Annotated in this window: 25 protein-coding genes; 2 read left to right on the top strand and 23 right to left on the bottom strand. The window is 71.2% G+C overall.

Annotated elements, in window-relative coordinates; genetic code table 11:
* The 4 genes from AC07RV_RS38300 to AC07RV_RS38285 form a co-directional block, all read right to left on the bottom strand.
* Positions 1-981 (bottom strand): Bug family tripartite tricarboxylate transporter substrate binding protein, encoded by a 981-nt coding sequence (locus AC07RV_RS38300; protein WP_296787205.1) that lies wholly within the window; start codon positions 979-981, stop codon positions 1-3.
* A gap of 27 nt (positions 982-1,008) precedes the next feature.
* Positions 1,009-1,326, bottom strand: a complete 318-nt coding sequence (locus AC07RV_RS38295) for an NIPSNAP family protein (RefSeq protein WP_296787203.1) — start codon at positions 1,324-1,326, stop codon at positions 1,009-1,011.
* Between the two features lie 83 nt (positions 1,327-1,409).
* Positions 1,410-1,874, bottom strand: coding sequence for a cupin domain-containing protein (locus tag AC07RV_RS38290; protein WP_296787202.1), 465 nt, complete (start codon positions 1,872-1,874; stop codon positions 1,410-1,412).
* 1 nt (position 1,875) lies between these two features.
* Positions 1,876-2,553 (bottom strand): polysaccharide deacetylase family protein, encoded by a 678-nt coding sequence (locus AC07RV_RS38285; RefSeq protein ID WP_296787199.1) that lies wholly within the window; start codon positions 2,551-2,553, stop codon positions 1,876-1,878.
* A gap of 149 nt (positions 2,554-2,702) precedes the next feature.
* On the opposite strand from AC07RV_RS38285, the gene AC07RV_RS38280 reads away from it, so the two are divergent.
* Positions 2,703-3,656: a LysR family transcriptional regulator gene (locus tag AC07RV_RS38280; RefSeq protein WP_296787197.1), complete on the top strand. Its 954-nt coding sequence runs from the start codon at positions 2,703-2,705 to the stop codon at positions 3,654-3,656.
* 36 nt (positions 3,657-3,692) lie between these two features.
* Here AC07RV_RS38280 and AC07RV_RS38275 read toward each other — a convergent pair whose 3' ends face one another.
* The 16 genes from AC07RV_RS38275 to AC07RV_RS38200 form a co-directional block, all read right to left on the bottom strand.
* Positions 3,693-4,802: a M14 family metallopeptidase gene (locus AC07RV_RS38275; RefSeq protein ID WP_444813860.1), complete on the bottom strand. Its 1,110-nt coding sequence runs from the start codon at positions 4,800-4,802 to the stop codon at positions 3,693-3,695.
* 24 nt (positions 4,803-4,826) lie between these two features.
* Positions 4,827-6,131 carry an MFS transporter gene (locus AC07RV_RS38270; RefSeq protein WP_444813861.1) on the bottom strand — a complete coding sequence of 435 codons (1,305 nt, stop codon included), beginning with the start codon at positions 6,129-6,131 and terminating at the stop codon, positions 4,827-4,829.
* A gap of 24 nt (positions 6,132-6,155) precedes the next feature.
* Positions 6,156-6,515 carry a RidA family protein gene (locus tag AC07RV_RS38265; RefSeq protein ID WP_296779594.1) on the bottom strand — a complete coding sequence of 120 codons (360 nt, stop codon included), beginning with the start codon at positions 6,513-6,515 and terminating at the stop codon, positions 6,156-6,158.
* Complete coding sequence (locus AC07RV_RS38260; RefSeq protein ID WP_296779591.1) at positions 6,512-7,687, bottom strand: alpha-hydroxy acid oxidase; 1,176 nt, start codon at positions 7,685-7,687, stop codon at positions 6,512-6,514. Before AC07RV_RS38260 ends, AC07RV_RS38265 begins: the two co-directional genes overlap by 4 nt.
* A gap of 125 nt (positions 7,688-7,812) precedes the next feature.
* Positions 7,813-8,607 (bottom strand): ABC transporter ATP-binding protein, encoded by a 795-nt coding sequence (locus AC07RV_RS38255; RefSeq protein WP_203207860.1) that lies wholly within the window; start codon positions 8,605-8,607, stop codon positions 7,813-7,815.
* Complete coding sequence (locus tag AC07RV_RS38250; protein WP_296779588.1) at positions 8,601-9,527, bottom strand: ABC transporter permease; 927 nt, start codon at positions 9,525-9,527, stop codon at positions 8,601-8,603. Before AC07RV_RS38250 ends, AC07RV_RS38255 begins: the two co-directional genes overlap by 7 nt.
* A gap of 18 nt (positions 9,528-9,545) precedes the next feature.
* Positions 9,546-10,511: an ABC transporter substrate-binding protein gene (locus AC07RV_RS38245; RefSeq protein ID WP_296779613.1), complete on the bottom strand. Its 966-nt coding sequence runs from the start codon at positions 10,509-10,511 to the stop codon at positions 9,546-9,548.
* Positions 10,512-10,549: 38 nt separating this feature from the next.
* Positions 10,550-11,929: an FAD-binding oxidoreductase gene (locus tag AC07RV_RS38240; protein ID WP_296779586.1), complete on the bottom strand. Its 1,380-nt coding sequence runs from the start codon at positions 11,927-11,929 to the stop codon at positions 10,550-10,552.
* On the bottom strand, positions 11,926-12,906 hold the full coding sequence (locus AC07RV_RS38235) for a fumarylacetoacetate hydrolase family protein (RefSeq protein WP_296779583.1): 981 nt from the start codon (positions 12,904-12,906) through the stop codon (positions 11,926-11,928). The genes AC07RV_RS38240 and AC07RV_RS38235 overlap by 4 nt, the downstream gene beginning before the upstream one ends.
* A complete protein-coding gene (locus tag AC07RV_RS38230; RefSeq protein ID WP_203207864.1) occupies positions 12,903-14,081 on the bottom strand; it encodes a homogentisate 1,2-dioxygenase in 1,179 nt (392 codons plus the stop codon). The genes AC07RV_RS38235 and AC07RV_RS38230 overlap by 4 nt, the downstream gene beginning before the upstream one ends.
* A 7-nt stretch (positions 14,082-14,088) precedes the next feature.
* Positions 14,089-14,412 (bottom strand): YciI family protein, encoded by a 324-nt coding sequence (locus AC07RV_RS38225; protein WP_296779576.1) that lies wholly within the window; start codon positions 14,410-14,412, stop codon positions 14,089-14,091.
* Positions 14,413-14,416: 4 nt separating this feature from the next.
* Positions 14,417-15,481 (bottom strand): 4-hydroxyphenylpyruvate dioxygenase, encoded by a 1,065-nt coding sequence (gene hppD, locus AC07RV_RS38220; RefSeq protein ID WP_296779573.1) that lies wholly within the window; start codon positions 15,479-15,481, stop codon positions 14,417-14,419.
* Between the two features lie 15 nt (positions 15,482-15,496).
* Entirely contained in the window at positions 15,497-16,501 is a 1,005-nt protein-coding gene (locus AC07RV_RS38215; RefSeq protein WP_296732266.1) for a Bug family tripartite tricarboxylate transporter substrate binding protein, read from the bottom strand.
* Positions 16,502-16,689: 188 nt separating this feature from the next.
* Positions 16,690-17,223 carry a MarR family winged helix-turn-helix transcriptional regulator gene (locus AC07RV_RS38210; RefSeq protein WP_296779571.1) on the bottom strand — a complete coding sequence of 178 codons (534 nt, stop codon included), beginning with the start codon at positions 17,221-17,223 and terminating at the stop codon, positions 16,690-16,692.
* A gap of 62 nt (positions 17,224-17,285) precedes the next feature.
* On the bottom strand, positions 17,286-17,624 hold the full coding sequence (locus AC07RV_RS38205; protein ID WP_296779568.1) for a YciI family protein: 339 nt from the start codon (positions 17,622-17,624) through the stop codon (positions 17,286-17,288).
* Positions 17,625-17,640: 16 nt separating this feature from the next.
* A complete protein-coding gene (locus AC07RV_RS38200; protein ID WP_296779565.1) occupies positions 17,641-21,150 on the bottom strand; it encodes an indolepyruvate ferredoxin oxidoreductase family protein in 3,510 nt (1,169 codons plus the stop codon).
* Positions 21,151-21,269: 119 nt separating this feature from the next.
* On the opposite strand from AC07RV_RS38200, the gene AC07RV_RS38195 reads away from it, so the two are divergent.
* Entirely contained in the window at positions 21,270-21,764 is a 495-nt protein-coding gene (locus AC07RV_RS38195) for an Lrp/AsnC family transcriptional regulator (protein WP_057589770.1), read from the top strand.
* A gap of 10 nt (positions 21,765-21,774) precedes the next feature.
* Here AC07RV_RS38195 and AC07RV_RS38190 read toward each other — a convergent pair whose 3' ends face one another.
* From AC07RV_RS38190 to AC07RV_RS38180, 3 genes are all read right to left on the bottom strand, one after another.
* Positions 21,775-23,184, bottom strand: a complete 1,410-nt coding sequence (locus AC07RV_RS38190; RefSeq protein ID WP_296779561.1) for an FAD-binding oxidoreductase — start codon at positions 23,182-23,184, stop codon at positions 21,775-21,777.
* A 15-nt stretch (positions 23,185-23,199) separates the two neighbouring features.
* Positions 23,200-23,964 carry an ABC transporter ATP-binding protein gene (locus AC07RV_RS38185; RefSeq protein ID WP_296779558.1) on the bottom strand — a complete coding sequence of 255 codons (765 nt, stop codon included), beginning with the start codon at positions 23,962-23,964 and terminating at the stop codon, positions 23,200-23,202.
* A partial coding sequence (locus tag AC07RV_RS38180; RefSeq protein WP_495338104.1) for an ABC transporter ATP-binding protein occupies positions 23,961-24,798 on the bottom strand: 838 nt, incomplete at its 5' end. The genes AC07RV_RS38180 and AC07RV_RS38185, both read right to left, overlap by 4 nt.

Below are 24,798 nucleotides of genomic sequence, written 5' to 3'. Positions count from 1 at the left end.
TCAATCGAGTCTGATGTTCTTGTCGCGGATCAGCTGGCGCCAGCGCACCGACTCGCGCCGGACCTCCGCTGCCATCTGCTCGGGCGTCGAGACCACGGGCTCGGCATAGGCGAGCCGGAGCTTCTCGATCAGCGCGGGATCCCGGCTCGCCCGGGTGATCTCCTCGTTCAGGCGAGCGACGATCTCGCGCGGCGTCTTCGCGGGCGCCCAGAAGCCCTGGAAGCTCGCGACGTCGGCACCGGGCACCAGCTCGGCGATGTTCGGCACCTCGGGCGTCGCGGGGTTTCGCTGGCCGTAGCCCCAGACCGCGAGGGCCCGCACGCGGCCCTCCTTCATGAACGGAATGGCATTCGCGGCCGGCTCCCAGACCAGCGGAACGGTGCCGGCCGCCACGTCGGTGAGCGCGCCGCCCTTGTAGGGCACGTGGAGCATCTCGACCTTCTCCTGCGCAAGCACCAGCTCCATGACCAGGTGCGGAAAGCCACCGAGCCCGTACGAGGCATAGCTGTACCTGCCGGGCGCCGCGCGCGCCAGGGCCATCGCTTCCTGCAGCGTCCTGGCCGGGAAGTCCCGCGCGGTCACGAGGTACAGGCCGTTGCGCACCGTCTGCGCGACGGGCGCGAAATCCTTGTCGACATCGAAGGGCAGCCTCGCGAAGGCGTGGGGGTTGCTCACGAAGGAATTCGAGACCGCGTAGAGCAGCGTGTAACCGTCGGCCGGCGCCTTGGCCACCGTGTCCTGCGCGATGTTGCCGGTGGCGCCGGGCTTGTTGTCCACCACCACCGGTTGCCCGAGCGCCTTCGACAGCTTCTCGCCGTACATGCGCGCGATGACGTCCGCGGCCAGGCCGGCGGGCAGCCCGATGACGATGCGGATGGGCCGCGTCGGCCAGTTCGCCTGGGCGGTGGCCGCGACGCTCGCCAGCGCGAGCACGCCCGCGGCCAGCAGCCTGCGAATGGAAAGGGAATGGGATTGGCTCATGTCTGTCTCCTGGGCTCTGGTGGCCGCTCAATGGCTCGGGCTGAACGCCGCGGGTTTCAGGAGCTTCGACTCCTGCGTCTCGATGAAGCGGAAGATCTTCGGCGCGTAGGCCTGCCACTGCGGATCGGCCGACAGGGCGGCGCGGCGCCGGTCGCGGTCCGCGAGGTCGTCGTAGGCCCACAGGTGGACGATCTCGTTGAGCGGTCCGAACTCGGTGTGGAAGTAGCCGACCATGCGGCCCAGGTGCTGGCGTTGCAGCGCCAGCCCACCCTCGTGCTCGTAGGTATGGAGGTAGTCGCGCACGGTGCCCGCGCGCACGCGGTAGGTGCGTTGTTCGACGATCATCGGTGGTCCTTTTCTCGGGGCGTGCGTGTCCCCGCGGCGCCGGCCCGAGGCCTGGCATCGCTGCCGGGACGACGCGGATCGCGTCAGTGCGGCGCGGGGAAGTTGGTGTCGTGCTTCTGGCTGATCAGCGCGACCTTCTCGCCCGAGAAGCCGGGGCCCGCCAGCGCGGAGATCTCTCTGAAGTAGCGGTCCTGCCCGCCCGGCACGCTCCAGTCGAGCATGCGCGCCGTGGTGGTGCCGACATTCCGGAAGCGATGGACGACGCCGCGCGGCAGGTAGACGATGGTGCCGGCGCCCACCGTGCGCGTGGTGTCGCCGGCGGTCACTTCATAAGTGCCTTCGACGATGAAGAAGCACTCTTCCTGCGTGAAGTGCAGATGGTCCGGCGGGCCCTCGCCGGGCCGGTGGCAGGCCATGATCACCGAGAGCCTGCCGCCCGTCTGTTCGCTGCCGAGCAGCACCTGCATGTCGAGGCCGAAGGGCCGGATCGCCTCGGCCTCCTCGGGCGTGACGATGACCGCGCCGGTCTTCGAGGGTTCGTTGTGCATGTCATGTCTCCTGGGGAAATGAAGAGGGCTGGCCGTTCGACACGAAGGCCTCCATGGGATGCACGGGCACGCCGCGCACCAGCGGCACGCAGTCCGGCGGGAACTCCTGCCGGAAGCGGAAGCCTTCGGCCCGGGCCTGTTCGATGTAGGGCTCGAGCTGAGCCATCGCGCCGGTCTCGTAGTCGTGCAGCACGCTGAGGGTCCAGTCCCGTTCGCGTGCCTGCGCGAGCGCCGTCCGCGGCCATCCCTCGGGGTCGTCCCAGTCGCGCGGGATCGAGTTCCAGAGCACGCAGGTGAATCGCCCCTCGCGCAGGAATGCGAGCGCCGCGCGGCTCAGCAGATGCGGACCGAGGACGCCACCGCCGCCGAAGGGCCGGAACAGCCTGTCGGGATGCGACAGCTCGCCGATCAGGGCCTGCGTGCGGCCGATCTCCTGCTGCGGCGCCAACGGGTCGGACGATGCACCGAGCGGTACGTCGTGCGTGTAGGTGTGGTTGCCGATCCAGTGGCCTTCCTCCCTCGCCCGGCTGGCGAGTGCAAGGCCTTCCTTAGAGGCCAGGTTCTGGCCGAGCGCGAAGAAGGTCGCGCGGATGCCGTGGCGCGCCAGCACGTCGAGCACGTGCGGTGTCACGGCCGAGGTAGGGCCGTTGTCGAACGTGAGCGTGATCGAGCGGCTCATCGGCCGGGCGCGCATGCGCGGTGGGGGTTCAATCTCTTGTCTCCTTCGGTGTCGCGGGGAAGCTGGCGCAATGATCGGCATCGGGCCCGCTACACACAATATGGAAACGAAAGAAGATACTTTTTCCAGATTCGATGCAATGATCGGCCATGCCCGACTTCCTGAACCAGGCCAGCGTGCTGTCGCTGCGCTGCTTCGTGGCGGTGGTGAACGCCAACAGCTTCACGACCGCCGCGCGCCAGTTGCGCATGGCGCCCTCCTCGGTCACCAAGCACCTGCAACTGCTCGAGCGCGCGACCGGCGCCGCGCTGGTTCACCGCACCACGCGGCGCATCAGCGTCACCGATGCGGGCGAGGCCTTCTATGCGCGCTGTGTCGACATCCTCGAACAGCTCGAGGGCGCCGTGGCCGGCATCGCGGGCGAGCAGGCCGCCGGCGGCCACCTGCGCGTGACGGCGCCGCCCTCCTTCGCCTCCGCGGTCGTCGCGCCCGCCCTGCCGAAATTCCTCGAAAGCCATCCCGGTGCCACCGTGGACCTGGTGGTCAACAGCAACGTGCCGGATCTCGTGCGCGAGCGGGTCGACCTCGCGCTGTTCATCGGCGAGGAACTGCCGACCAAGCAGGCGCAGCTGGTGCTGGCCCAGAGCCCGCAGGTGCTGTGCGCATCGCCCCAGTACCTGAAATCGCACGGCACGCCGCGCTCGGTCGACGATCTCGCGCGGCATCGCTGCCTGTGCCCACGCTTCTCGGAGGTCGCCGAGACCTGGCACGTCAACGTCAAGGGCCAGTGGCAATCGATCCGGCCGCAGGCCGTGCTGCTATCGGACAACGGCGATGCGCTGCGCAGCGCCTGCCTGGCCGGCGCGGGCATCGGCAACTTCTACCGCTTCCATGTGGCCGAGCATCTGGCGCGCGGCACGCTCGTGGAGGTGCTGCCCAGGAACCCGCTGCGCGCGAAGACGATCTATGCGGTGCTGCCCCACCGCAGCATGATCCGGCCCCTGGTGCGCAGCTTCACCGCCTTCGTGCGCGAGGCCGTCGAGCAGGCGCTGCAGAACACGCAGCCGCCGCGCAGAAAGCCTCGCGCGGCCGCCACGCGATGAACCGATCGCTCGCGTCCGACCCAGGCAAGTGAGCACTCAGGCTTCGCGCAAGCCCTGCAGCGTCTGCAGCAGCACCACGCGCGTCTGCCCCAGCACCATGCCCTTCCACTCGTCGTTGTCGCAGTAGAAGGCATCGCGCAGCTGCTGGCGGATCTCTCGCCGCTGCGACTCGGGCGCTTCCGGGTGGCGGCGCAGCCAGGTGTCGGCGCTGAGCCGCAACAGCATGTCGTCGACGGGGATGGTGCCGAACTCTAGGCCCATGGGCGCGATGCGCGCCCGTGGGCATTCGTCGTAGGCCGCGGAAACCACCGGCCCCGACACATGCGCGGACACGGAGTCCTCGCCGAACAGCGCGAAGACGTCGGCACCCCACCAGGCGCGTGCGAGCGCGAGGTCCTCGGGCGCGTTGCGGCCCGGGTAGACCTTCTCGCCATGGCCGTAGGGGCCGAGGCCCGTGTGCACGTCGATCCAGCCGATGTGGGTGGCGGAGGCCGCGTACTTGCGCAGGATCGACCGGATGGTCCTGTTGCTCCACGAAGGCGCGGTGCCGCCGTAGAACAGGCCGTCGGGCGAAACGTACTGGCCCTTGGTGACGGCGGCGCGGAAGGCGCGCATGCCGTGCTTGTCGATGTAGGCGGCCACGGCCGCTTCATCGGCCGGCGTGGGCGGCCAGCTCGCGGGCAGCACCAGCGGCTCGACGTCGGTGTACTCGGCATTCACCGGCAGCGGCGCGCCGAAGTCGATGTGGTTGCGGTTGAGGTCGATGTTGTCCTCGTTGGTGCGGTGCAGGTGCGAGAAGCCGTGCGGATTGACGGCATGCACCAGCAGCAGCGCGACGCCGGCCTGCTGCAGGCGCGAGAGCAGGTCCTCGTCGTGCAGGGTCGCGACCTGCGTGCCCGAGCCGCAGAAGCCTTCGGGGCCGTGCGTGCCCGAGGTCACGAGCAGCAGCTTCTTCGCGTCGATGGCGCCGAGCAGCGCGACGTCGGTCGCGAGTTCCTCGCCGAGGGCGCCGCGGTGGGCCTCGTTGACGAAGGATTCGATCGAAGCGCCGCGAGCGCGCGCGGCTTCGAGGAACTTGGCGCGGGCCTCGACATAGGTGGCCGAGAAATGCCGCGTGGCGGCGCTGCTGTGATTGGAGATGGTCATGGAAAGCTTCGAAGAGGCGATCGTTCAGGCGTGCGCACCGGCCGCATCGATGTCGCGGCCCGTCTGGTCGCGCAGCCAGATCAGCCCCAGCAAGGAGACGGCCGTCATCGCGACCAGGTACCAGGCCGGCGCGAGCTTGCTGCCGGTGGCGTTGAGCAGCCAGGTGCTGATGAAGGGCGCGAAGCCGCCGAACAGCGCCACGCCCACGCTGTAGACCAGCGACATGCCGCTGGCACGCACCGCCTTCGGGAACATCTCGGGCAGCATCGTGATGCTCGGCGCGGTCTGGCCCACGAGGCCCAGGCTCAGCACGCCGAGCACGATGAACAGCACGGCGGGCGTGGGCGAGGCGTTGAGCCAGAGGAAGCCCGGGTAGATCAGCAGCACGAGGAACACGCGGCTCCAGAGGATCAGCGGCTTGCGCCCCACGCGGTCCGACAGCGCACCGACCAGCGGCGACACCACGAACAGGATCAGGCCCGTGATCGCCGCGCCGAACAGCGCCACCGAAGGCGCGAGCCCCAGCTCGCGCACCGCGTAGGTCGGCATGTAGAAGGTGATCACGTAGGCGGCCGTGGTGCCGCCCACCATGGTGAGGATGGCCGCGAGCACCGTGCCGCCATGCTGCGTGCAGACGATCTTGAGGCTGCTCTCGCGCGGCTTCGCGCTCGCGTCGGGCGCGATCTCGAGCGACTCGTGAAGGTGACGGCGGATGTACATGCCCACCGGCGCGATCAGCATGCCGATGAAGAAGGGTACGCGCCAGCCCCAGCTTTCCATGGACTGCTGCGACAGCGTGAAGGTCAGCGTGCCCACCACCACCGCGCCGAGCATCACGCCCAGGCCCTGGCTCGCGAACTGCCAGCTCGCCATGTAGCCGCGGTTGCGCGGCGTGGCATGTTCGACCAGCAACGTGGTGGAAGCACCGACCTCGCCGCCGGCCGAGAAGCCCTGGATCAGCCGCGCCAGCACGATCAGCACCGGCGCCGCGACGCCGATGCTCGCGTAGGTGGGCGTGAAGGCGATCACGGCGCAGCCGAGCGCCATCAGGAAGATGGTCAAGGTCATCGCCTTCTTGCGGCCCGCGCGGTCGGCATAGGCGCCGATCACGATGCCGCCCAGCGGCCGCATGATGAAGCCGACGCCGAAGGTCGCGACCGTGAGCAGCAGCTGGCCGTAGCCGCTGAAGGTGGGAAAGAACAGCTTGCCGATCACCAGTGCGAGGAAACCGTAGACGGTGAAGTCGAAGATCTCGAGGCCGTTGCCGATGGTGGTGGCGACGATGGTCTGGCGCCGGCTGACGGCGGTGTGCGCGGGGTTTGTGCTCATGGGCGTCGAGGGAGGGAAGGAAAGTCAGTCGGTGCCGGTGGCGGCGATCACGGCCACCTCGACCAGCAGCGCGGGCAGCGCGAGCCGCGCACCCACGGTCGCGCGCGCCGGTGCGCATCCGGGCGGCAGCCAGTCGGTCCACACGCGGTTCATCTCGGCGAAGTCGTCGGTGTCGGCGAGCCAGATGGTGGCGCTCAGCAGCCTCGACTTGTTCGAGCCCGCCTGCGCCAGGAGCGCGTCGATGCGCCGCAGGATGCGCGCCATCTGTTCGCCCACGGTCGCCGCGGGCTGCACCAGATCCACCTGGCCGGAGAGGTAGACGATGCCGCCATGCACCACGGCCTGGCTCATGCGTTCGTCGGTGTGCAGTCGCTCGATGTTCATGCCGTCTCCTTTTGCGGTGCCGCGGACGCGGCCCCGCGCACCATGTGGGCGCCGATCGACGCCACGCTGCCGGCGCCCATCAGGCACTGGCAGACCTCGAATTCCTCCTTGAGCAGGGCCAGCGCCCTGGCAACGGCCGGCTCGCCGCCCGAGGCGACCGCATAGAGCGTGGGCCGCCCGATCTGCACGGCAGTGGCGCCGAGCGCGAGCGCGCGCGCGATGTCGCTGCCGGTGCGCACGCCGCTGTCGAGCAGCAGCGGCAGGCGGCCGCCGGTCTCGCTCGCGAATTCCGGCAGGATCTCGATCGGCGCGACGGCACCGTCGAGCTGCCGCCCGCCGTGGTTGCTGATCACGATGGCATCGACGCCGAGCTGCTGCGCGCGGCGACCCTGCGCGGGATCGAGCAGGCCCTTGACGATCAGCTTGCCGGGCCAGCGCTCGCGCACCCAGGCGATGTCGTCCCAGCCCAGCGAGGGATCGAGCTGGGCCTGCATGGTCTGCGCGATGGTGTGGGTGGCCTGCAGGCCGAGCTCGCCGGCCATCAGCTCGAGCCGTGGCGCGCCGGCGCGCAGCGAGCGCCAGGCCCAGCCGGGCCGCGCGAGCACGCTCGCGAGCTTGCGCGGGGTCCAGCGCAGCGGCAGGCTGAAGCCGTTGCGCTCGTCGCGCAGCCGCCGGCCCGCGACCGGGTTGTCCACGGTCACCTCGAGTGCCGCGAAGTCGAGGTCGCGTGCCCGGTCGATCAGGCGCGCGCTCATCGCGCGGTCGCGGAACACGTAGAGCTGGAACCAGGCATTGCCCTGCGCCGCTTCGGCCACGGCTTCCATGGTCGCGGTGGCGGCCGTGCTCATCACGAACGGAATGCCGAAGGCGCGGGCGGCCCGTGCCAGGCATCGATCGGCGCCGGGCCAGGCCGCGCCCGCCAGCCCGGTGGGCCCGATGATCAGCGGCAGGGTCCAGGAGCGGCCGAACAGCTGCATCGCGGTGCTGCGCTGCGAGACGTCGACCGGCGCGGAGCCGAGCAGCCGGACACGGTCGAAGGCGCTGCGGTTGCCGCGCACGCTCGACTCGGAGCCCGCGCCGCCATCGATGTAGTCGAACACCATGCGCGGCAGCGCGCGCCGGGCCAGTTCGCGGAAGTCGTCGATGCAGTGCGCTTGCAGGTAGTGGGTCATGGTCGAACGAAAATATTAAGCCGTCCAGCCGGCATATTTAATGGCGCTTTGGCCTTCGGCGAGCAGGCCGCGGCATGTTTCATGCGCCGTGCCGGCGGCGCGCGAAAGCCCGATGCGCGCAGGGCTCATCCGAGCAGCAGCGCGTCGTCGGCGACCGTCTCGCCGCGCGTGCGCTCGAACAGCTGCAGCAGGTCGGGCACGTCCATGCCGGCGCGCTGCGGCCCGCTCACGTCGAGCACGACACGGCCCTCGTGCAGCATCAGCGTGCGCGAGCCATGGCTCAGGGCCTGCCGCATGCTGTGCGTGACCATCATCGCGGTGAGCTGCTGCTCCTCCACGATCCGCTGCGTGAGCGCGAGCACGAAGGCCGCGGTCTTCGGATCGAGCGCGGCCGTGTGCTCGTCGAGCAGCAGGATGCGCGAGGGCTTGAGCGAGGCCATCAGCAGGCTCACGGCCTGACGCTGGCCGCCCGACAGCAGTCCCATGCGGTCGTTCAGCCGCTGCTCGAGCCCCAGGTCGAGGCTGCGCAGCCGGTCGCGGAACAGCTCGCGCAGTTCGCCTCGCAGCGCCGCGCGCAGCCCGCGCCGCTCGCCGCGCCGCCAGGCCAGCGCGAGGTTCTCCTCGATGGTCAGCGCCTCGCAGGTGCCGGCCATCGGGTCCTGGAACACGCGCGCCACGAGTGCGCTGCGCTGCCAGGCGCTCAGGCGCGTGACCTCCACCTCGTCGATGAAGATGCGGCCGCTGTCGACCAGCAGGTCGCCGCTGAGCGCATTGAGCAGGGTCGACTTGCCGGCGCCGTTCGAGCCGATGACGGTGACGAACTCGCCGCGCGGAATCGTCAGGTCGAGCCCGCGCAGCGCGCGGTTCTCCATCGGCGTGCCCGCGTGGAAGGTCACGCGCAGGTCCAGTGCCTTCAGCATGCGCCGGCCTCCTTCTTCTTCGATGCGCCAAGGGCGCCGCGCCGCCGCGCCAGGAAGCGCTTCGAGGCCGGCATCACGAGCGCGAGCGTCACCAGCACGGCCGTGACGAGGTTGAGGTCCTGCGCCTTCAGGCCGATGAAGTCGCTGTTGAGCGCCAGCGCCACCAGCATGCGGTAGAGCACCGCGCCGACGACGCAGCCGAGCGTGGCCCAGGCGATGCTGCGCATGGGCAGCAGGGTCTCGCCGATGATCACGGCCGCCAGCCCGATCACGATGGTGCCGATGCCCATCGACACGTCGGCCCCGCCCTGCGATTGCGCGAACAGCGCGCCCGCCAGCGCCACGATGCCGTTGGACAGCGCCAGCGCGAACAGCGACAGCCGGTCGGTCGACACGCCCAGCGCGCGCGCCATTCGCGCGTTGCCGCCGGTGGCGCGCATGGCCGGGCCGGCCTCCGATCCGAAGTAGCGGTCGAGCGCGAACTTGACCGCCAAGGTGACGGCCAGCAGCACCAGCGCGGTGGTCCACGGCCCCGGCAGCGCCTCGAGCGGCGGCGTATTGAACACCGTCGACGCACCCAGCAAGGGCTCGTTGGGCTTGCCCATCACCCGCAGGTTGATCGAGTAGAGCGCGATCATCACGAGGATGCCCGCGAGCAGCTGCATGATCTTGAGCTTGACGTGCAGCCAGCCGGTCGTGAGGCCCGCGAGCGCGCCCGCGGCGAAGGCCGCCGCCGTCGCGGCCAGCGGATGCCAGCCGCCCACCAGCAGGGTCGCGGCCACCGCGCCGCCGAGCGGGAAGCTGCCGTCGACGGTCAGGTCGGGAAAGTTCACGACCCGAAACGAGATGAAGACGCCGAGCGCGACCAGCGCGAAGATCAGGCCCACCTCGAGCGAGCCCTGGAAAGCGATGAGGGACATCGATGCTCCGGCCGGCGCTCAGTCGATCAAGCGGGTCGCGGACTTGAGCAGCGCGTCGGACAGCGCCAGCCCCTGCCGCCGCGCCGCGGCCTGGTTCACGAGCAGCTCCAGCGTCGGGCTGACCTGCGATGCGATGCTGCCGGGTGCCTCGCCCTTGAGCACGCGCACCACCAGCTTGCCCGACTGGCGGCCGAGGTCGTGGTAGTTGGTGCCGATGCCGAGCGCCGCGCCACGCGCCGCGAGCGAGGGGTCGGCCGCGATCAGCGGCACCCGGCCCTGGTCCGCCACCTTGGCCAGGGCCTCGAAGGCCGAGGTCACGTTGTTGTCGGTCGGCGCGTAGATCGCATCGACCTTGCCGACCAGGCTCTGGGCCGCGCTCGCCACGTCCACGGTGCGCGGCGCGGCACCCTCGATCACGCTCAGGCCGGCCGGCTGCGCGAGCTTCTTGAGCTGCGCGATCGCGGCGACGGAGTTGGCCTCGCCGGGGTTGTAGACCACGCCGATGCGTTTGGCCGTCGGCAGCGCCTGGCGCAGCAGGACCAAGTGCTTGTCCAGCAGCGGCAGGTCCGACACGCCCGTGACGTTGCCGCCCGTGGCCTCCCACGACTTGACCAGCTTCGCGGCGACCGGATCGGTCACGGCGCTGAACACGATCGGGATCTCGCGCGTCGCCGCGACCACGGTCTGCGCCGAGGGCGTGGACATCGCGACGATCACGTCGGGCCGGTCGCCGACGAACTTGCGCGCGATCTGGGCCGCGGTCGCGGTGTTGCCCTGCGCGCTCTGGTAGTCCAGCCGCAGGTTCTTGCCGACCACGTAGCCGGCCGCGGCGAGTTCCTCGACGATGCCCTGGCGTGCCGCATCGAGCGCAGGGTGGTCGACGATGGCCGTGACACTGACGCGCGCATCGGCGGCGTGCGCCGGCAGCGCGGCGAAAGGAGCGAGGACGAGCGCGAGCAGCGCCACCCGGAAGGGGCGTTTCATCATGGGGAGATCTCCAGGGGTTGAGGGGGTCGAAGAACTCAGAAGAACCCGGTGACCTTGCCGGGGTTCAGGATGCCGAGCGGATCGAGCGCGGCGCGCAGCGCCTGCATGACGCGAAAGCCGCCGCCGGCCTCCTCGCGCAGGAACTCGACCTTGCCGTGGCCGATGCCGTGCTCGCCCGTGCAGGTGCCGCCGACCGCGAGCGCGCGCCGGATCATTCGTGCATAGGCGGCCTTCACGCGCGCGATCTCGGCGGGGTCCGACGGGTCGACCATGAAGCACAGGTGGAAGTTGCCGTCGCCGACATGGCCGCAGATCGGCGCGATCAGCCCTTCGGCCCGCACGTCCTGCTGCGCGGCCTCGATCTGGTCGGCCAGTTCGGAGATCGGCACGCAGACGTCGGTGGGCAGGCCTTCGGCGCCGGGACGCAGGCCCTTGTTGGCCCACCAGATGTCGTGCCGCGCCTGCCACAGCCGGCTGCGGTCCTCGGGCCGGTGCGCCCACGCGAAGTCCTGGCCGCCGTGCGAGGCCGCGATCTCGCGCACCACCTTCACCTGGTGCGCGACCTCGGGCTCGCTGCCGTGGAATTCGAAGAACAGCGTGGGCGCGACCGCCATGCCGAGCCGCGAGTAGCGGTTCACGGCCTTCACCTGGAGCGCGTCGAGCAGTTCGACGCGGCCGAGTTGCACGCCGGCCTGCAGCGTCTCGATCACGGTGTCGACCGCCGCGCGCAAGGTGCCGAAGGCGCAGGTGGCGGCCGCCACGTGCTCGGGCAGCGCATGCAGGCGCACGGTCGCCGCCGTCACGATGCCGAGCGTGCCCTCGGCGCCGACGAACAGGCGCGTGAGGTCGTAGCCGGCCGCGGATTTGCGCGCACGCGTGCCGGTGCGGATCAGTTCGCCGTCGGGCAGCACCACCTCGAGCGCCATCACGTTCTCGCGCATGGTGCCGTAGCGCATGGCGTTGGTGCCCGAGGCGCGCGTCGACACCATGCCGCCGATCGAGGCGTCCGCGCCCGGATCGACCGGGAACTGCAGGCCGGTGCCGTGCAGGTGCGCATTGAGGCTCTTGCGGGTCACGCCGGCCTCGACGGTCGCGTCCATGTCGGCCGCGCGAACCTCGCGGATGCGGTCCAGCCCGCGCGTGTCCAGGCTGATGCCGCCGCGCAGCGCAGCGATGTGGCCCTCGCAGGAGGTGCCGGTGCCGAAGGCCACGAGCGGCACGCGCCGCGCGGCGCAGGTGGCGACGATGCGCTGCACCTCGGCCACGGTCTGCGGAAACGCGACCGCATCGGGCGGCATCACCGGATGGAAGGTGGTGTCGCGGCCATGCTGGTCGCGCACGGCCGGCGCCGTGGACAGCCGCTCGCCGAGCCAGCCGCGCAGGTCGTCGATGCAGGCCAGGGTCGCATCGTTCATGCGGCCACCGCCTTCTGCTCGATGCGGCCGAACAGCTCGCGCCCGTCGTCGGTGTGGAACGACAGGCCCACGGTGTCGCCCGGCACCAGGTACGGCGCCAGCGCATCGGGCCCCTGCCCCGCGAGCTGCTGCAGCGTGCGCTGCTCGACGATGCAGGCCACGCCGCGCGAAGCATCGCGGTTGGAGACCGTGCCGGCGCCGACGATGCTGCCGGCGCCGAGTCCGCGCGTGCGGGTGGCATAGCGCAGGATGTCGACGAAGCTGAAGTCCTGGTCGTCGCCGGTGCGCAGCTCGCCGCGCACCTGGCCGTTGACCTCGACGCGCAGCCGGCCGAAGGCGCGGCCCTCGCGCCAGTCGGCGCCCAGTTCGTCGGGCGTGACGGCGAAGGGGCCGAAGGCGCTCGCGGGCTTGCCGTGGAAGAAGCCGAAGCCCTTGGCCAGTTCGCCCGGGATCAGCGCGCGCAGCGAGACGTCGTTGACCAGCACCAGCAGCCGCACCTGGGCCAGCGCCTGCTCGGGCGTGGGCGCGGGACCCAGGTCGCCGACGATCACGGCCAGTTCGCCCTCGAGGTCGGTGCCCCAGGCCGGGTCGGCGGGGATGTCCTCGCACCAGGCGAGGTTGCGGTCCGACAAGCCCTGGTAGATGACGGGCTCGGTGCGCGCCGACGGCGGCATCTCGGCGCCGCGCGCACGGCGCACGCGCTCCATGTGCGACAGGTAGCCGCTGGCATCGACCCACTGGTAGGCGCGCGGCAGCGGCGCCAGCAGCGCCGCGAGTTCGAGCGGCTGGCCCGCGGCGGGCTCGGCGTCGAGCCGGGCCGCGGCCGCGCGCAGCAGCGGCGCCGCTTGATCCCAGTCGTCGAGCGCGGCCTGCAAGGTGGGCGCGGCCTCGGGCACCGCGAGGCAGCGCCGCGCATCGGCGGACACCACCACGAGCTGGCCGTCGCGCCGGCCGTTGTTCAGCGTCGCGAGTCTCATGCGGTCACCTGTTCGGTCTTGTCTTCGGGCGCATCGAGGTAGCCGCGCCAGGAGTCGGCATGCTCCGCGCGCTCGAAGGCCGCCATGCCCGGGCCGATGTCGAGCGGATCGCGCGCATCGATGTTGATGGCGACCTCGTGCAGCTCGGTGCGCGGCGCCGACAGGCTGTTGCGGTAGGCCGCGGGATGCGGCCCGTGCGGGAAGCCGGCGGGATGGAAGGTCATCGCGCCCGGCCCCATGCCGTCGCGGCTGAAGAAGCGGCCCGCGTGCAGGAACAGCAGTTCGTCGTAGTCGTCGTTCGAATGGAAGAACGGCACCTTCAGCGCGCCCGGGTCGGTCTCGGCCGGCCGCGGGCAGAAGGTGCAGACCGCCACGCGCTGCGTCAGGAAGGTGGTGTGGGCCGAGGGCGGCAGATGGTAGCGCGCGCTGAGCACGGGCCGGATGTCGCGCCAGTTGAGGCGCACCGGCGCGAGCGTGCCCTTCCAGCCCAGCGCGTCGAGCGGGTCGTGCGGATAGGTCAGCGTGGACACGCGGTGCCGCGCCTGGATGCGCACGGCCCACTCGCGCGGCGCGGCGTGCTGCTGCGCGACGAAGGCCTCGTCGAGCTGCGGCACGTCGAGCACGCCGGCATCGAACAGCGCATGCTCGCCGAGCAGCCCGCGCTCGGGCAGGCGGAAGCTGTCGCCCGTGGCTTCGAGCAGCAGCAGGAAGGACGGCGCCGCGGGCTCGTAGCGCCAGGCGGTGCCGCGCGGCAGCAGCAGGTAGTCGCCGTCGCGCAGGCGCAGGTGGCCGTAGTCGCAGTAGAGATCGCCGCCGCCCTCGTGGACGAACAGCAGCTCGTCGCCGTCGGCGTTGCGCGCCAGGTGGCGCATGGGCGCCGAGGGCTTCCAGCAGCGCAGCCGCATGTGGGCATTGCCCGCGACCAGCGGCGCGTCGAGCGGGCAGTCGAGGCCCTGCGCGGCGGCCGGCAGCTGGTTGAGGTCGTAGGCGCGCGGGCGGTGCGGACCGTCCCAGCGCAGCCAGGCCGTGGGCGCATGGCGGTGGTACATGTGCGTGGCCTGGCCGCCGAAGCCCTCGCGGCCGATCTCGCGCTCGTAGGTGCCGGGCGGGATGTCCGCGTGGGCCTGGCGCGAGGCGATGCCGGCGCGCATGGGAAGGACGATGGGTTTGTTCATGGACGGTTCACGGGCACTTGCGCAGTTCGGCCTGCAGGAATTCGGGCGTGTGGGGCGGGGTCATCTGGACCAGCGGCGTGAGCTCGACGGTGGCGAACAGGCCCGCGCGGTTGTAGGGCTCGGCGTCGATGAAGCGCCGTGCCTCGGCGCGCGAGGCGACCGACAGAGCGACCACCATGCCGGTCGGCTCGCGCACATCGGCGTCGAGCAGCGCCGCGCCGAACACGGTGCGGGGCAGCCAGGCCAGCATGTGGCGGATGTGGTCGGCGCGCACCGGCAGGCGGTCCTGCGCGCCGCCGGGGCGATAGAGGCAACGGACGAGCCAGGCCATGGTCTCAGTGCGCGTCCGCGCCCGCCTGCTCGCGCTTGATGGCCTCGAACAGCGCCTTGGCGTTGCCCTCGCCGAACGAGGTGTCGCCCTTGCGCTGGATGGCCTCGAAGAAGATCGGCCCGATCATCTTGCGCGTGAAGATCTGCAGCAGGAAGCGCGCCCGCGCGTCGGGGTTCTCGCCGGTGGCGGCGCCGTCGAGCAGCATGCCCAGCGACTTCATGCGCGCCACGTCCTCGCCATGGCCCGGCAGCCGGGTGTCGAGCGCGTCGTAGTAGGCCGCGGGCGTGGGCAGGAACTCCACGCCGGCACCGCGCAGCCGCTCGACGCTGGTGTAGAGGTCGTCGCTGAACAGCGCGATGTGCTGGATGCCCTCGCCGTTGTACTCGTCGATGAACTCCTGGATCTGCGAGCTGCGGCCCATGGGCGACACCACGGTCACGCAGGCGGTGCTCGCGGGATCGCGCACCGCGATCGTGTCGAAGCCGTTGCTGGCGTCGCCGGCGACGAACTTGAACACCTCCTCGAAGCCGAAGATGTTCTTGTAGAAGTCCACCCACTGGGGCATGTTGCCCGGGTGCACGCAGTGCGTGACGTGGTCGACGCGCACGAAGGGGGCGAAGTCCGCGCCGGTGTCGGGCACGGCGGCCGGATCGAACTCGAACTGCGCGTGCAGCGCCGCGAGCGCCGCGTCGTCGACCAGGTAGAGTGCGCTGCCGCCGATGCCCTGCAGTGCGCAGTCCGGCAGCAGCGACGTCGCCGCCGCGTCGAGCGGCTGCGCGCCGCGCTCGCGGGCCAGCGTCATCGCACGCGCGCTGTCGGCCACGCGAAAGGCCATGCCGGCGCACGACGGTCCGTGGTGGGCAGCGAATCGCATCGCATGCCCATCCTGGCGCGTGCCGACGATGAACTCGACACCCGCCTGCCGCATCAGCAGCGCATGCCCCGCGCGGTGCCGCGCGACGGTGCGAAAGCCCATGCGCTCGAGCACGGCGGCCAGCGCCTGCGGGTCGGGACTTGCGAACTCCATGAACGCGGTGCCGAGCACCTCTGCACGTTCCTTCTGGGTCATTGAATTCTCCTGGCTTCAGCTGTCGATGGAAAAACCGGTGGACTGCACGATCGGCGCCCATTTGGCGAGATCGGCGCGCACCATGGCGTCGAGTTCGCGCGGCGTGACCGCGCTCGGCAGGAAGGCGCGCGCGGCATAGGCCTCCTGCAGTTCCTTCGTGGCCACGGCGTCGCGGATCTGCGCGGCCAGTGCGTTCGCGACGGCCGGCGGGGTCTTGGCGGGCGCCCAGACGGCGAAGTACTCCTGGATGTCGAAGTCGCGAAAGCCGGCCTCGCGCATGGTGGGCGCCTCGGGCAGATAGGGCGAGCGCGCGGAGCCGGTGGTGGCCAGCACGCGGATGCGCCCTTCCTTCGCGAACGGCAGCGGCTCGCTCAGCACGTTGACCGAGGCCGCGATCTGGCCGCCCACCACGTCCTGGATCGCGGGCGCGCCGCCCTTGTAGGGCACGTGCGTGAGGTTCATGCCCGCGGCCTTGCCGATCACCACGCCCGCGAAGTGGGCCATCGTGCCTTCGCCCGGCGAGCCGAAGCTGGCCTTCGAGGGATTGGCGTTGCACCACTGCGCGAACTGCTGCACGGTGCGCACCTCGGGCGGCACCGCCGGCCCCACGCTGAGGCCGAACTGGAAGGTGCACACGGTCGACACCGGTGCGAAGTCCTTGAGCGGGTCGTACGACAGCCGCTTGTAGACGTGCGGATAGATCACCATCACCGAGGCGGGCGCCAGCACCAGCGCGCTGCCGTCGGCCTCCGCCGCCTTCACGTGGTCCATTGCGAGGCGCCCGCCCGCGCCCACGCGGTTCTCGACCAGCACCACCGGCGCGTAGCTGCCCTTGATGCGTTCGGCCAGCAGCCGCGCGATCGAATCGCCCGAGCCGCCCGCGGGGAAGCCCATCACGATGCGCGCCGTCTTCGACAGCGTGGGCGGGGTTTCGGCGGCGGCCGCCAGGGGGAAGACCGGGATCAGCGCACCCGCTGCGGCGCAGGCCGAACCGGCAAGGATGTCGCGGCGTCGAATCATGGCTTGTCTCCTTTTTTTAGGGGGTGCGCCGGATTCTAGGCTTATTCATTTCATTGTGAAACTGTTTCTTTTGGAAATTGATTTCTTGCTTCTGTCCGTGGGCTCGCCAGCAAGCGGGCGCGCACATGCCTCCGCGCGGCGCGGATCGATCGCAAAGGGGGAAGGCGCGGCGCCGGCCGCGCGGGGATTCAGACGGCCGCGGCCGCCGGCAGTGCGTCGACCGGCGCGAGCTCGCGCCAGTCGCGCGTGTCGTCCAGCGTGGCGTTGGCGCGCGCCACCAGCACCTGCATGGCGGCCTGCACGGTCTTGAGCTCCTGCGGCGTGAGCGCGCTGGTCAGCTCCTGCTCGATGGCGCGCGCCAGCGGCATCACGCGCTCGTACGCGTCGGCGCCGGTCTTGGTCAGGCGCAGCACGACCTTGCGGCGGTCCTTGGCATCGACGCGGCGCGAGACCAGCTTCTTGGTCACGAGCAGGTTCAGCGCGCGCGTGATGCTGACCTTGTCCATGGCCGTGCTCTCCGACAGCTCGGTCGCCGACATCGGCGAGAACGCGACCAGGTTGGCGAGCACGCGCCACTCGACCACGCCGATGCCGAGTTCCTCCGAGTACATGCGCGCCAGCATGCCGCTCACGCGGTTCGTGATGACCGAGCACTGGTAGGGCAGCCAGTCGTTCAGGCGCAGGATGCCGTCGGGTTGAACGCTGGCGGCATCGCGGGGCATGGGGGAGGCACTCTCTTTGGACGGCATGGCCGGGGACTTTAGCGCAGGCACGCCGCGCGGCCTCAGTCCGATGCCGGGACCCCGCGCGCCGCCTCGCGCCGCAGTTCGTGCAGGAAGCCTTCGCGCGGCTCGGGCAGATAGCCCGTGAAGAGCGTGCGCCGCACCTCGGCGAACAGCCCGGCGCGCGCATAGGGCTCGCCGGTCAGGAAGTCGTCGGCCTGCGCGGGGTCGTCGGTGGCCAGCAGCAGGTACATGCCGACCAGCTCGCCGTCGACCAGCGACGGGCCGCCGTGCAGCACGCGCGCCTGGTTCGCGATCATGTAGTCGAGGTGGACCGCGCGGATCGGCAGGCGGTCCCGCGCGCCGCCGGGGCGGTAGCGGCAATCAAGGGCGATGGGCATGGCGGGTGCTCCTGGCTCAAGCGGTCTTCAGCGCGGGCGGCTGCATCGCGGGCGGCGGTGCATCGTGCGCCGCCAGCAGCACGGGCAGGTTGCGACGGTACTCGGCGATGCCGCGCGCCTTCACGTGCCCGTAGCCGCGAATTTTCTCGGGCAGCGCCGCGACTGCCACCGCGCTGCCGATGCGCTCGCTCGTCAGCCCGTCGAGCAGGCGTCCGACGAGCCCTTCGTACTCGACCACCAGCGCGCGCTCCTCGCGCCGCTCGGCCAGCCAGCCGAAGGGATCGAGCGGCGTGCCGCGCAGGCCGCGCAGCGCCGCGAGCGTGCAGAACACCGGGAGCATCCAGGCGCCGAAGCTGCGCTTTAGCACCTTTCCATCCGCGCCGCGCTTCTCGAAGATCGGCGGCGCCAGGTGGAATTGCAGCTTGAAGTCGCCCTCGAACTGGCTGCGCAGGTTCTGCAGGAACTCGGGCCGCGCATGCAGCCGAGCGACCTCGTACTCGTCCTTGTAGGCCATCAGCTTGAACAGCGAACGCGCCACCGCTTCCGCCAGCCGCGGCCGCCGCGCGCCGGGCGCGACGGCGCGCTCGGCGGCCTCCACGCGGCGCACGGTGTCGAGGTAGCGGCGCGCATAGCGCGCGTCCTGGTAGTCGGTGAGGAAGCGCACGCGCTCGTCGAGCAGCTTCTCGAAGGACTGCGGCAGGTTCAGCGTGACGACGCTGCCGGGGTCGCCCATCAGCGTCTGGCGCCATTGCGGATCGGCGGCCGTGAGCCGGCCGGCCGCGAAGGCGCGCTTGTTGGCGGCCACGGCCACGCCGTTGAGCTCGATCGCGCGCATCAGTGCCGCCAGGCTGACCGGCACGCCGCCCTGCTGCCAGGCATGGCCGAGCATCAGCATGTTGGCGCCGATGGCGTCGCCGAGCAGCGCCTTGGCGGTGGCGTTCGCATCGATGCGCTCGACCTGCGCGGCACCCGCGGCGGCCTCGATCTTGGCGAGCAGCGCGTCCTCGCGGTAGGGCAGATCGGGCTGGCGCGTGAACTCGGCCAGGGTCTGCAGGTGGGTGTTGACCACCACGCGCGTGCGGCCCTCGCCGATCACGCCCAGCACGTCGGGCAGCACGCCCACCACCAGGTCGGCGGCGATCAGGGTGCGCGCGGTGCCCGGCAGCAGGCGCACCGCGTGCAGGCGATCGGGCGTGTCGGCCAGACGCACGTGGCTCACGACCGAACCGCCCTTCTGCGCGAGCGCGGTGAAGTCGAGCACCGAGATGCCCTTGCCCTCGAGGTGCGCGGCCATCGCGATCAGCGCGCCGAGCGTGATGACGCCGGTGCCGCCGACGCCCGCGATCATCAGGTCGAAGGGCTGCGCGAGCGAAGGCAGCGCGGGCAGCGGCAGCGCGGCCGCGAGCGCCTCGGGGTCCTGCGCAGGCGCGGCCGCCGTGCCCTTGCGCAGGCTGCCGCCGAGCACGCTCACGAAGCTGGGGCAGAAGCCCTCGGCGCACGAGAAGTCCTTGTTGCAGCTCGACTGGTCGATCTGGCGCTTGCGGCCGAACGAGGTCTCGAGCGGCGCGACCGACAGGCAGTTCGACTGCGTGCCGCAGTCGCCGCAGCCTTCGCAGACCTCGGGGTTGATGAGCACGCGCCGCGCCGGATCGGGATAGCTCTTGCGCTTGCGGCGGCGGCGCTTCTCGGCCGCGCAGGTCTGGTCGTAGACCAGCACCGTGACGCCCGCGATCTCGCGCAGCTCGCGCTGCACCATGTCGAGCTCGCGCCGGTGCCGCACCTGCACGCCCGCGGCCAGCGTCACGCCGTGGTAGCGCTGCGGCTCGTCGGTCACCACCACCACCTTGCGCGCGCCCTCGCTCGCGACCTGGGTGCAGATCTGCGGCACGCTGGTCTGGCCGTCGACGGGCTGGCCGCCGGTCATCGCCACCGCGTCGTTGAACAGGATCTTGTAGGTGATGTTGGCGCCGCCCGCCACCGCCTGCCGGATCGCGAGGTAGCCCGAGTGGAAGTAGGTGCCCTCGCCCATGTTCTGGAACACGTGCGGCACGCGCGTGAAGGCGCCGCGCCCGAGCCAGTCGGTGCCCTCGCCGCCCATCTGCGTGAGGCCGCCGGTGCCGCGGTCCATCCAGCTCGCCATGTAGTGGCAGCCAACGCCGGCCTGCGCCTGGCTGCCCTCGGGCACCTTGGTCGAGCTGTTGTGCGGGCAGCCCGAGCAGAAGTACGGCAGCCGCCGCATGCCGTCGGCCTCGTTCGACAGCGCAGCGCGCGCGGCGAAGCGCGCGCTGTCGATGCGCGCGGCCAGTGGATGGTCGACGGCGCGCAGCCACGCCAGCAGCGCGGCGGCGATGCTCGCGGGCGAGAGCTGGCCGGTCCAGGCCAGCAGCGGATGGCCCTCGAGGTTCTGCTTGCCGCAGACCGTGGGCCGGCGCGCGCGGTTGAACACCCGGTCCTTGAGCTGCTGCTCGACCACCGAGGCCTTCTCCTCGATCACCAGCACATGCGACAGCCCTTCGCAGAAACGGTCGGCGCCCTCGGCATCGAGCGGGAACACCAGGCCCGGCTTGTAGAGCCGCAGGCCGAGCGCCGGCAGGTCGTCGGCGCCGAGGCCGCAACGCTGCAGCACCTCCATCAGGTCGTGGAAGGACTTGCCGACCGCCACGATGCCGGCCGTGGCGCCGGGCGCCGACACCACCAGGCGATCGAGCGGATTGCCGCGCGCGAAGGCGCTGAAGGCCTCGAGCTTGGCGGCCAGCCGCAGCTCGACGGCCGGCGTGAGGAAGTCGCTGGTGCGGTATTCGAGCGCGGAGGTGTCGGGCAAGTCCGACGCGTCGGGCAACGCGAGCGCCGCGCCCGAGGAGGCCTCGACCGAACGCGCGCTCTCGACCGTCTCCGAGATCGCCTTGAACGCGACCCAAGTGCTGGCATGGCGCGAGGCGGCCCAGCCCCAGAGGCCGAAGGCCTCGTACTCATCGACCGAGGCCGGATGCACGATCGGGATGCCCCAGCCCATCAGCGACAGGTCGCTGGCATTGGGAATCGACGACGAGGTGGCCGCATGGTCGTCGCCCACCACCATCAGCACGCCGCCGCGGCGCGAGGTGCCGGCCGCGTTGCCGTGACGGATTGCATCGCCCGCGCGGTCCACGCCCGGCCCCTTGCCGTACCACATGGCGAACACGCCATCGACCTCGCGCTCGGGGTCCAGGCCGACCTGCTGCGTGCCCATCACCGCGGTGGCGGCCAGGTCCTCGTTGATGGCCGGCAGGAAGCGGATGCCGTGCTCGGCCAGGTCCGACTTCGCGCGCCACAGCTCGGTGTCGACGCCCGCGAGCGGCGAACCGCGGTAGCCGCTCACGTAGCCGGCGGTGTTCCAGCCGCGGGCCTTGTCCTCCTGCTGCTGGCGAAACAGCAGGCGCACCAGCGCCTGCGTGCCGGTGAGGAACACGCGGCCTTCGCGCGCGGTGCGGTTGTCTTCGAGCCGGTAGCCTGTCTCCAGCGCGGGCGCTGCTTCTTCTGTCTGCATGGTGTGGATCCGTCCATCGGGGGGAAGATCAAATATTAATCCGTCTGGACAGCATATATAATTGCGATCCATGCGGTGTTGGTGACAACCCGGCATGTTTCATTCCGGAGAACGCCGCCATGGGAAAGACCGATTCGACGCCGCTGTCCGACGCGCCCACGCGCCGCATCCTCGACCTGCTGCAGGCCGACGGCCGCATGACGGTGCAGGCACTGGCCGACGAGGTGGGCCTGTCCTCGGCGCCCTGCTGGCGCCGGCTGCGCGAACTCGAGGACAGCGGCATCATCCGCCGCTTCGTCGCGTTGGTCGACCGCAACAAGGTCGGGCTGCACGGCTGCATGTTCACGCAGATCAGCCTCGAGCGGCATTCGGAAACGGTGGTGGCTGCCTTCGAGCGCGCGGTGCAGGCCACGCCCGAGATCCTCGAATGCTGGGTCACCACCGGCGACGGCGACTACATCCTCAAGATCGTGGTGCCCGACGCGCTGGCCTTCGACCGCTTCCTGCACCGCTTCATGCTGAAGCTCGAGGGCATCCGGCAGATCAAGACCTCGGTGGCGCTGCGCGAAGTGAAGAACGACACCCGGCTCGATCTGACGCGGGTGCCGCTCTAGCGGAAAAGATTCAAACGCTGCGTTGCCGCAGCACCTTCCCCGGATTCATGACCCCGCGCGGATCGAGCGCCTGCTTGATCGCCGCCATCACGCGCATCGAAGCGCCGCGCTCGAGTTCGAGGAAGTCGAGCTTGCCGTAGCCGATGCCGTGCTCGCCGGTGCAGGTGCCGCCCATCGCGATGGCGCGGCGCATCAGCCGCGCGTTGAGCGTCTCGGCGCGCGCCATCTCGTCGGCATCGGCAGGATCGACCACCACGCACAGATGGAAGTTGCCGTCGCCCACGTGGCCGCACATCGGCGCGGTGAGCCCGAGTTCCTCGACGTCGGCGCGCGCCGCCAGCACCGCCTCGCTCAGGCGCGAGATCGGCACGCAGGCATCGGTGGGCATGCCCTGGCAGCCGGGGCGCAGCGCGAGCGCGGCCCACCACACGTCGTGGCGCGCCTGCCAGAGCCGGCTGCGCTGCTCGGGCGTGTCGGCCCAGGCGAAGCCCACGCCGCCGTGCTCGGCCGCGAGCTCCTCGGCCACGCGCACCTGCTGCGCCACGCTCTCGGGCGCGCCGTGGAACTCGAGGAACAAGGTGGGCATGACCGGCAGCCCGAGCTTCGCGTAGCGGTTGCATGCCTCGACCTGCTGCGCATCGAGGAACTCGATGCGGCCCACCGGCACGCCGGTCTGCATGATCGCGGTGACCGCCTCGATGGCCGCGCGCAGGTCGGGAAAGCCGCAGCGCGCGGCCGCGATCTGCTCGGACAGCGGATGCAGCCTGAGGCCCACCTCGGTGACGATGCCCAGCGTGCCCTCGGCGCCGGTGAACAGGTGCGTGAGGTCGTAGCCCGCGGCCGACTTGCGCGCGCGCCCGCCGGTGCGCACCACCTCGCCGTCGGGCAGCACCACCTCGAGCGACATCACGCTCTCGCGCATGGTGCCGTAGCGCACGGCGTTGGTGCCCGAGGCGCGCGTCGACACCATGCCGCCGATCGAGGCATCGGCGCCGGGATCGATCGGGAAATGCAGGCCGCTGCCGTGCAGCGCCGCGTTGAGCTGCTTGCGCGTCACGCCGGCCTGCACGCGGCAGTCGAAGTCGGCCTCGTGGATCTCGAGCACGGCATTCATGCGCGAGAGGTCGATGCAGATGCCGCCATGCAGCGCGGCGACGCCGCCTTCGCACGAGGTGCCGGTGCCGAACGGGATCATCGGCACCGAGGCCGCGTGGCACAGCCGCGCGACCGCGGCCACCTCCTCGGTCGATTCGGCGAACACCACCGCGTCGGGCGCATGCAGCGGATGGAAGGACACGTCCTTGCCGTGCTGGTCGCGCACCGCCTGGCCGGTCGCGCAGCGCTCGCCGAAGCGTTCGCGCAGCTGGCGGATCACGGTGGCGACAGGGCGCTCGCGCAGCGCGAGGGATTCTTCGTTCATCGGGGGTCTCCTTCGTCAGGCCGCGAGCTTCTCGGGCGGCGTCGATTCGATCGGGGTGGACGGCGCCGCGGCCCGCCCCAGGTAGCTGTCGGCGACGCGCGCATCGCGCGCGACCTCCGCGGCCGGCCCCTGCAGGCTCACGCGGCCCATCTCGAGCACGTAGGCATGGTCGGCCACCTCGAAGGCGGCGCGCGCGTTCTGCTCGACCAGCAGGATCGCCACGCCCTGCGTCTGCAGCCGCCGCACGGTGGCGAAGATGTCGCGCACCACCAGCGGCGCGAGCCCCAGGCTCGGCTCGTCGAGCAGCAGGATGCGCGGGCGCGCCATCAGCGCGCGGCCCAGCGCGAGCATCTGCCGCTCGCCGCCCGAAAGGGTGTGCGCGAGCTGCGCATGCCGCTCGCCCAGGCGCGGGAACAGCGCATACACGCGTTCCATCTCGGCGGCGATCGCGCGCCGGCCCGCGCGGCGCCAGCAGAAGGCGCCGAGCTCGAGGTTGTCGGCCACGCTCATGGTGCCGAACAGGTCGCGCTGCTCGGGCACCAGCGCCAGGCCCATGGCCACGCGGCGCTCGGGCGAGACGAAGCGCAGGTCGGTGCCGTCGAGCCGGACCTCGCCGCTCATCGGCAGCCGGCCCATGAGCGCGGCCAGCAGCGTGGACTTGCCGGCGCCGTTGGGGCCGACCACGGTGACGATGCCCGAGGCCGGTACCGACACATCGACCTCGTGCAGCGCCGGGATGCGGCCATGGAACGCGCACAGGGCGCGGGCTTCCAGCGTCATGCCGCGCTCCCCAGGTAGGCCTGCTGCACGCGCGGGTCGTCGCGCACCGCCTGCGCCTCGCCCTCGGCGATCTTCTGGCCGAACTGCATCACGACCAGGCGGTCGGCGATGTCCATGATGAATTCCATGTCGTGGTCCACGATGAGCACGGTCACGCCCTCGCCGCGCAGCTGCTTGAGCAGCGCGGCCAGGGTCTTCTTCTCCTGGTGCCGCAGGCCCGCCGCGGGCTCGTCGAGCAGCAGCAGCTGCGGGCGGGCGCACAGGGCGCGCGCGATTTCCAGGATGCGCTGCTTGCCCAAAGGCAGGCTGGCGGCGGGCGCATCCGCGAGATCCTCGAGGCCGCAGCGCCGCAGCTGCGCCAGCGCCATGGCCTCGATCGCGGCCTCCTCGCGGCGATCGAGCCGCAGCATGGCGCGCAGCCAGCCGTCGCGCCCGAGCAGGTGGCAGCCGAGCGCCGCGTTGTCGCGCACGCTCATGTCGGCCACCAGCTTCACGTGCTGGAAGGTGCGCGCCACGCCGCGCGCGGCCACGTGGCGCGCGCCGAGCGCATCGATGCGCTGGCCGCGCAGGGTGATCGCGCCGGCGCTGGCGGGCAGGAGGCCGGTGATCAGGTTGAACAGCGTGCTCTTGCCGGCGCCGTTGGGCCCGAGCAGCGCGACGATCTCGCCGCCGCGCACCTCGAAGGAGACGCGGTTGACCGCGACCAGCCCGCCGAAGCGCTTCTCGGCCCCGTCGACGCGCAGCAGCACCTCGCCCGGCGCGGCGGCTGCGTGCCGGGTGGGCGCGCGCAGCTCGGCCGGTGCGCCGCGCGGCGCGGGCCGCCGCGGCGAGGCT

The sequence above is a fragment of the Variovorax sp. GW821-FHT09B01 genome (assembly GCF_059418345.1).
The sequence above is the reverse complement of the archived record's forward strand: the minus strand, read 5'-3'. Positions and strand labels throughout refer to the sequence as shown.

Coding starts and splice junctions, on each gene's coding strand:
- AC07RV_RS38300 (WP_296787205.1), bottom strand. CDS start 981: ATGAGCCAATCCCATTCCCTTTCCATTCGCAGGCTGCTGGCCGCGGGC.
- AC07RV_RS38295 (WP_296787203.1), bottom strand. CDS start 1,326: ATGATCGTCGAACAACGCACCTACCGCGTGCGCGCGGGCACCGTGCGC.
- AC07RV_RS38290 (WP_296787202.1), bottom strand. CDS start 1,874: ATGCACAACGAACCCTCGAAGACCGGCGCGGTCATCGTCACGCCCGAG.
- AC07RV_RS38285 (WP_296787199.1), bottom strand. CDS start 2,553: ATGAGCCGCTCGATCACGCTCACGTTCGACAACGGCCCTACCTCGGCC.
- AC07RV_RS38280 (WP_296787197.1), top strand. CDS start 2,703: ATGCCCGACTTCCTGAACCAGGCCAGCGTGCTGTCGCTGCGCTGCTTC.
- AC07RV_RS38275 (WP_444813860.1), bottom strand. CDS start 4,802: ATGACCATCTCCAATCACAGCAGCGCCGCCACGCGGCATTTCTCGGCC.
- AC07RV_RS38270 (WP_444813861.1), bottom strand. CDS start 6,131: ATGAGCACAAACCCCGCGCACACCGCCGTCAGCCGGCGCCAGACCATC.
- AC07RV_RS38265 (WP_296779594.1), bottom strand. CDS start 6,515: ATGAACATCGAGCGACTGCACACCGACGAACGCATGAGCCAGGCCGTG.
- AC07RV_RS38260 (WP_296779591.1), bottom strand. CDS start 7,687: ATGACCCACTACCTGCAAGCGCACTGCATCGACGACTTCCGCGAACTG.
- AC07RV_RS38255 (WP_203207860.1), bottom strand. CDS start 8,607: ATGCTGAAGGCACTGGACCTGCGCGTGACCTTCCACGCGGGCACGCCG.
- AC07RV_RS38250 (WP_296779588.1), bottom strand. CDS start 9,527: ATGTCCCTCATCGCTTTCCAGGGCTCGCTCGAGGTGGGCCTGATCTTC.
- AC07RV_RS38245 (WP_296779613.1), bottom strand. CDS start 10,511: ATGAAACGCCCCTTCCGGGTGGCGCTGCTCGCGCTCGTCCTCGCTCCT.
- AC07RV_RS38240 (WP_296779586.1), bottom strand. CDS start 11,929: ATGAACGATGCGACCCTGGCCTGCATCGACGACCTGCGCGGCTGGCTC.
- AC07RV_RS38235 (WP_296779583.1), bottom strand. CDS start 12,906: ATGAGACTCGCGACGCTGAACAACGGCCGGCGCGACGGCCAGCTCGTG.
- AC07RV_RS38230 (WP_203207864.1), bottom strand. CDS start 14,081: ATGAACAAACCCATCGTCCTTCCCATGCGCGCCGGCATCGCCTCGCGC.
- AC07RV_RS38225 (WP_296779576.1), bottom strand. CDS start 14,412: ATGGCCTGGCTCGTCCGTTGCCTCTATCGCCCCGGCGGCGCGCAGGAC.
- hppD (WP_296779573.1), bottom strand. CDS start 15,481: ATGACCCAGAAGGAACGTGCAGAGGTGCTCGGCACCGCGTTCATGGAG.
- AC07RV_RS38215 (WP_296732266.1), bottom strand. CDS start 16,501: ATGATTCGACGCCGCGACATCCTTGCCGGTTCGGCCTGCGCCGCAGCG.
- AC07RV_RS38210 (WP_296779571.1), bottom strand. CDS start 17,223: ATGCCCCGCGATGCCGCCAGCGTTCAACCCGACGGCATCCTGCGCCTG.
- AC07RV_RS38205 (WP_296779568.1), bottom strand. CDS start 17,624: ATGCCCATCGCCCTTGATTGCCGCTACCGCCCCGGCGGCGCGCGGGAC.
- AC07RV_RS38200 (WP_296779565.1), bottom strand. CDS start 21,150: ATGCAGACAGAAGAAGCAGCGCCCGCGCTGGAGACAGGCTACCGGCTC.
- AC07RV_RS38195 (WP_057589770.1), top strand. CDS start 21,270: ATGGGAAAGACCGATTCGACGCCGCTGTCCGACGCGCCCACGCGCCGC.
- AC07RV_RS38190 (WP_296779561.1), bottom strand. CDS start 23,184: ATGAACGAAGAATCCCTCGCGCTGCGCGAGCGCCCTGTCGCCACCGTG.
- AC07RV_RS38185 (WP_296779558.1), bottom strand. CDS start 23,964: ATGACGCTGGAAGCCCGCGCCCTGTGCGCGTTCCATGGCCGCATCCCG.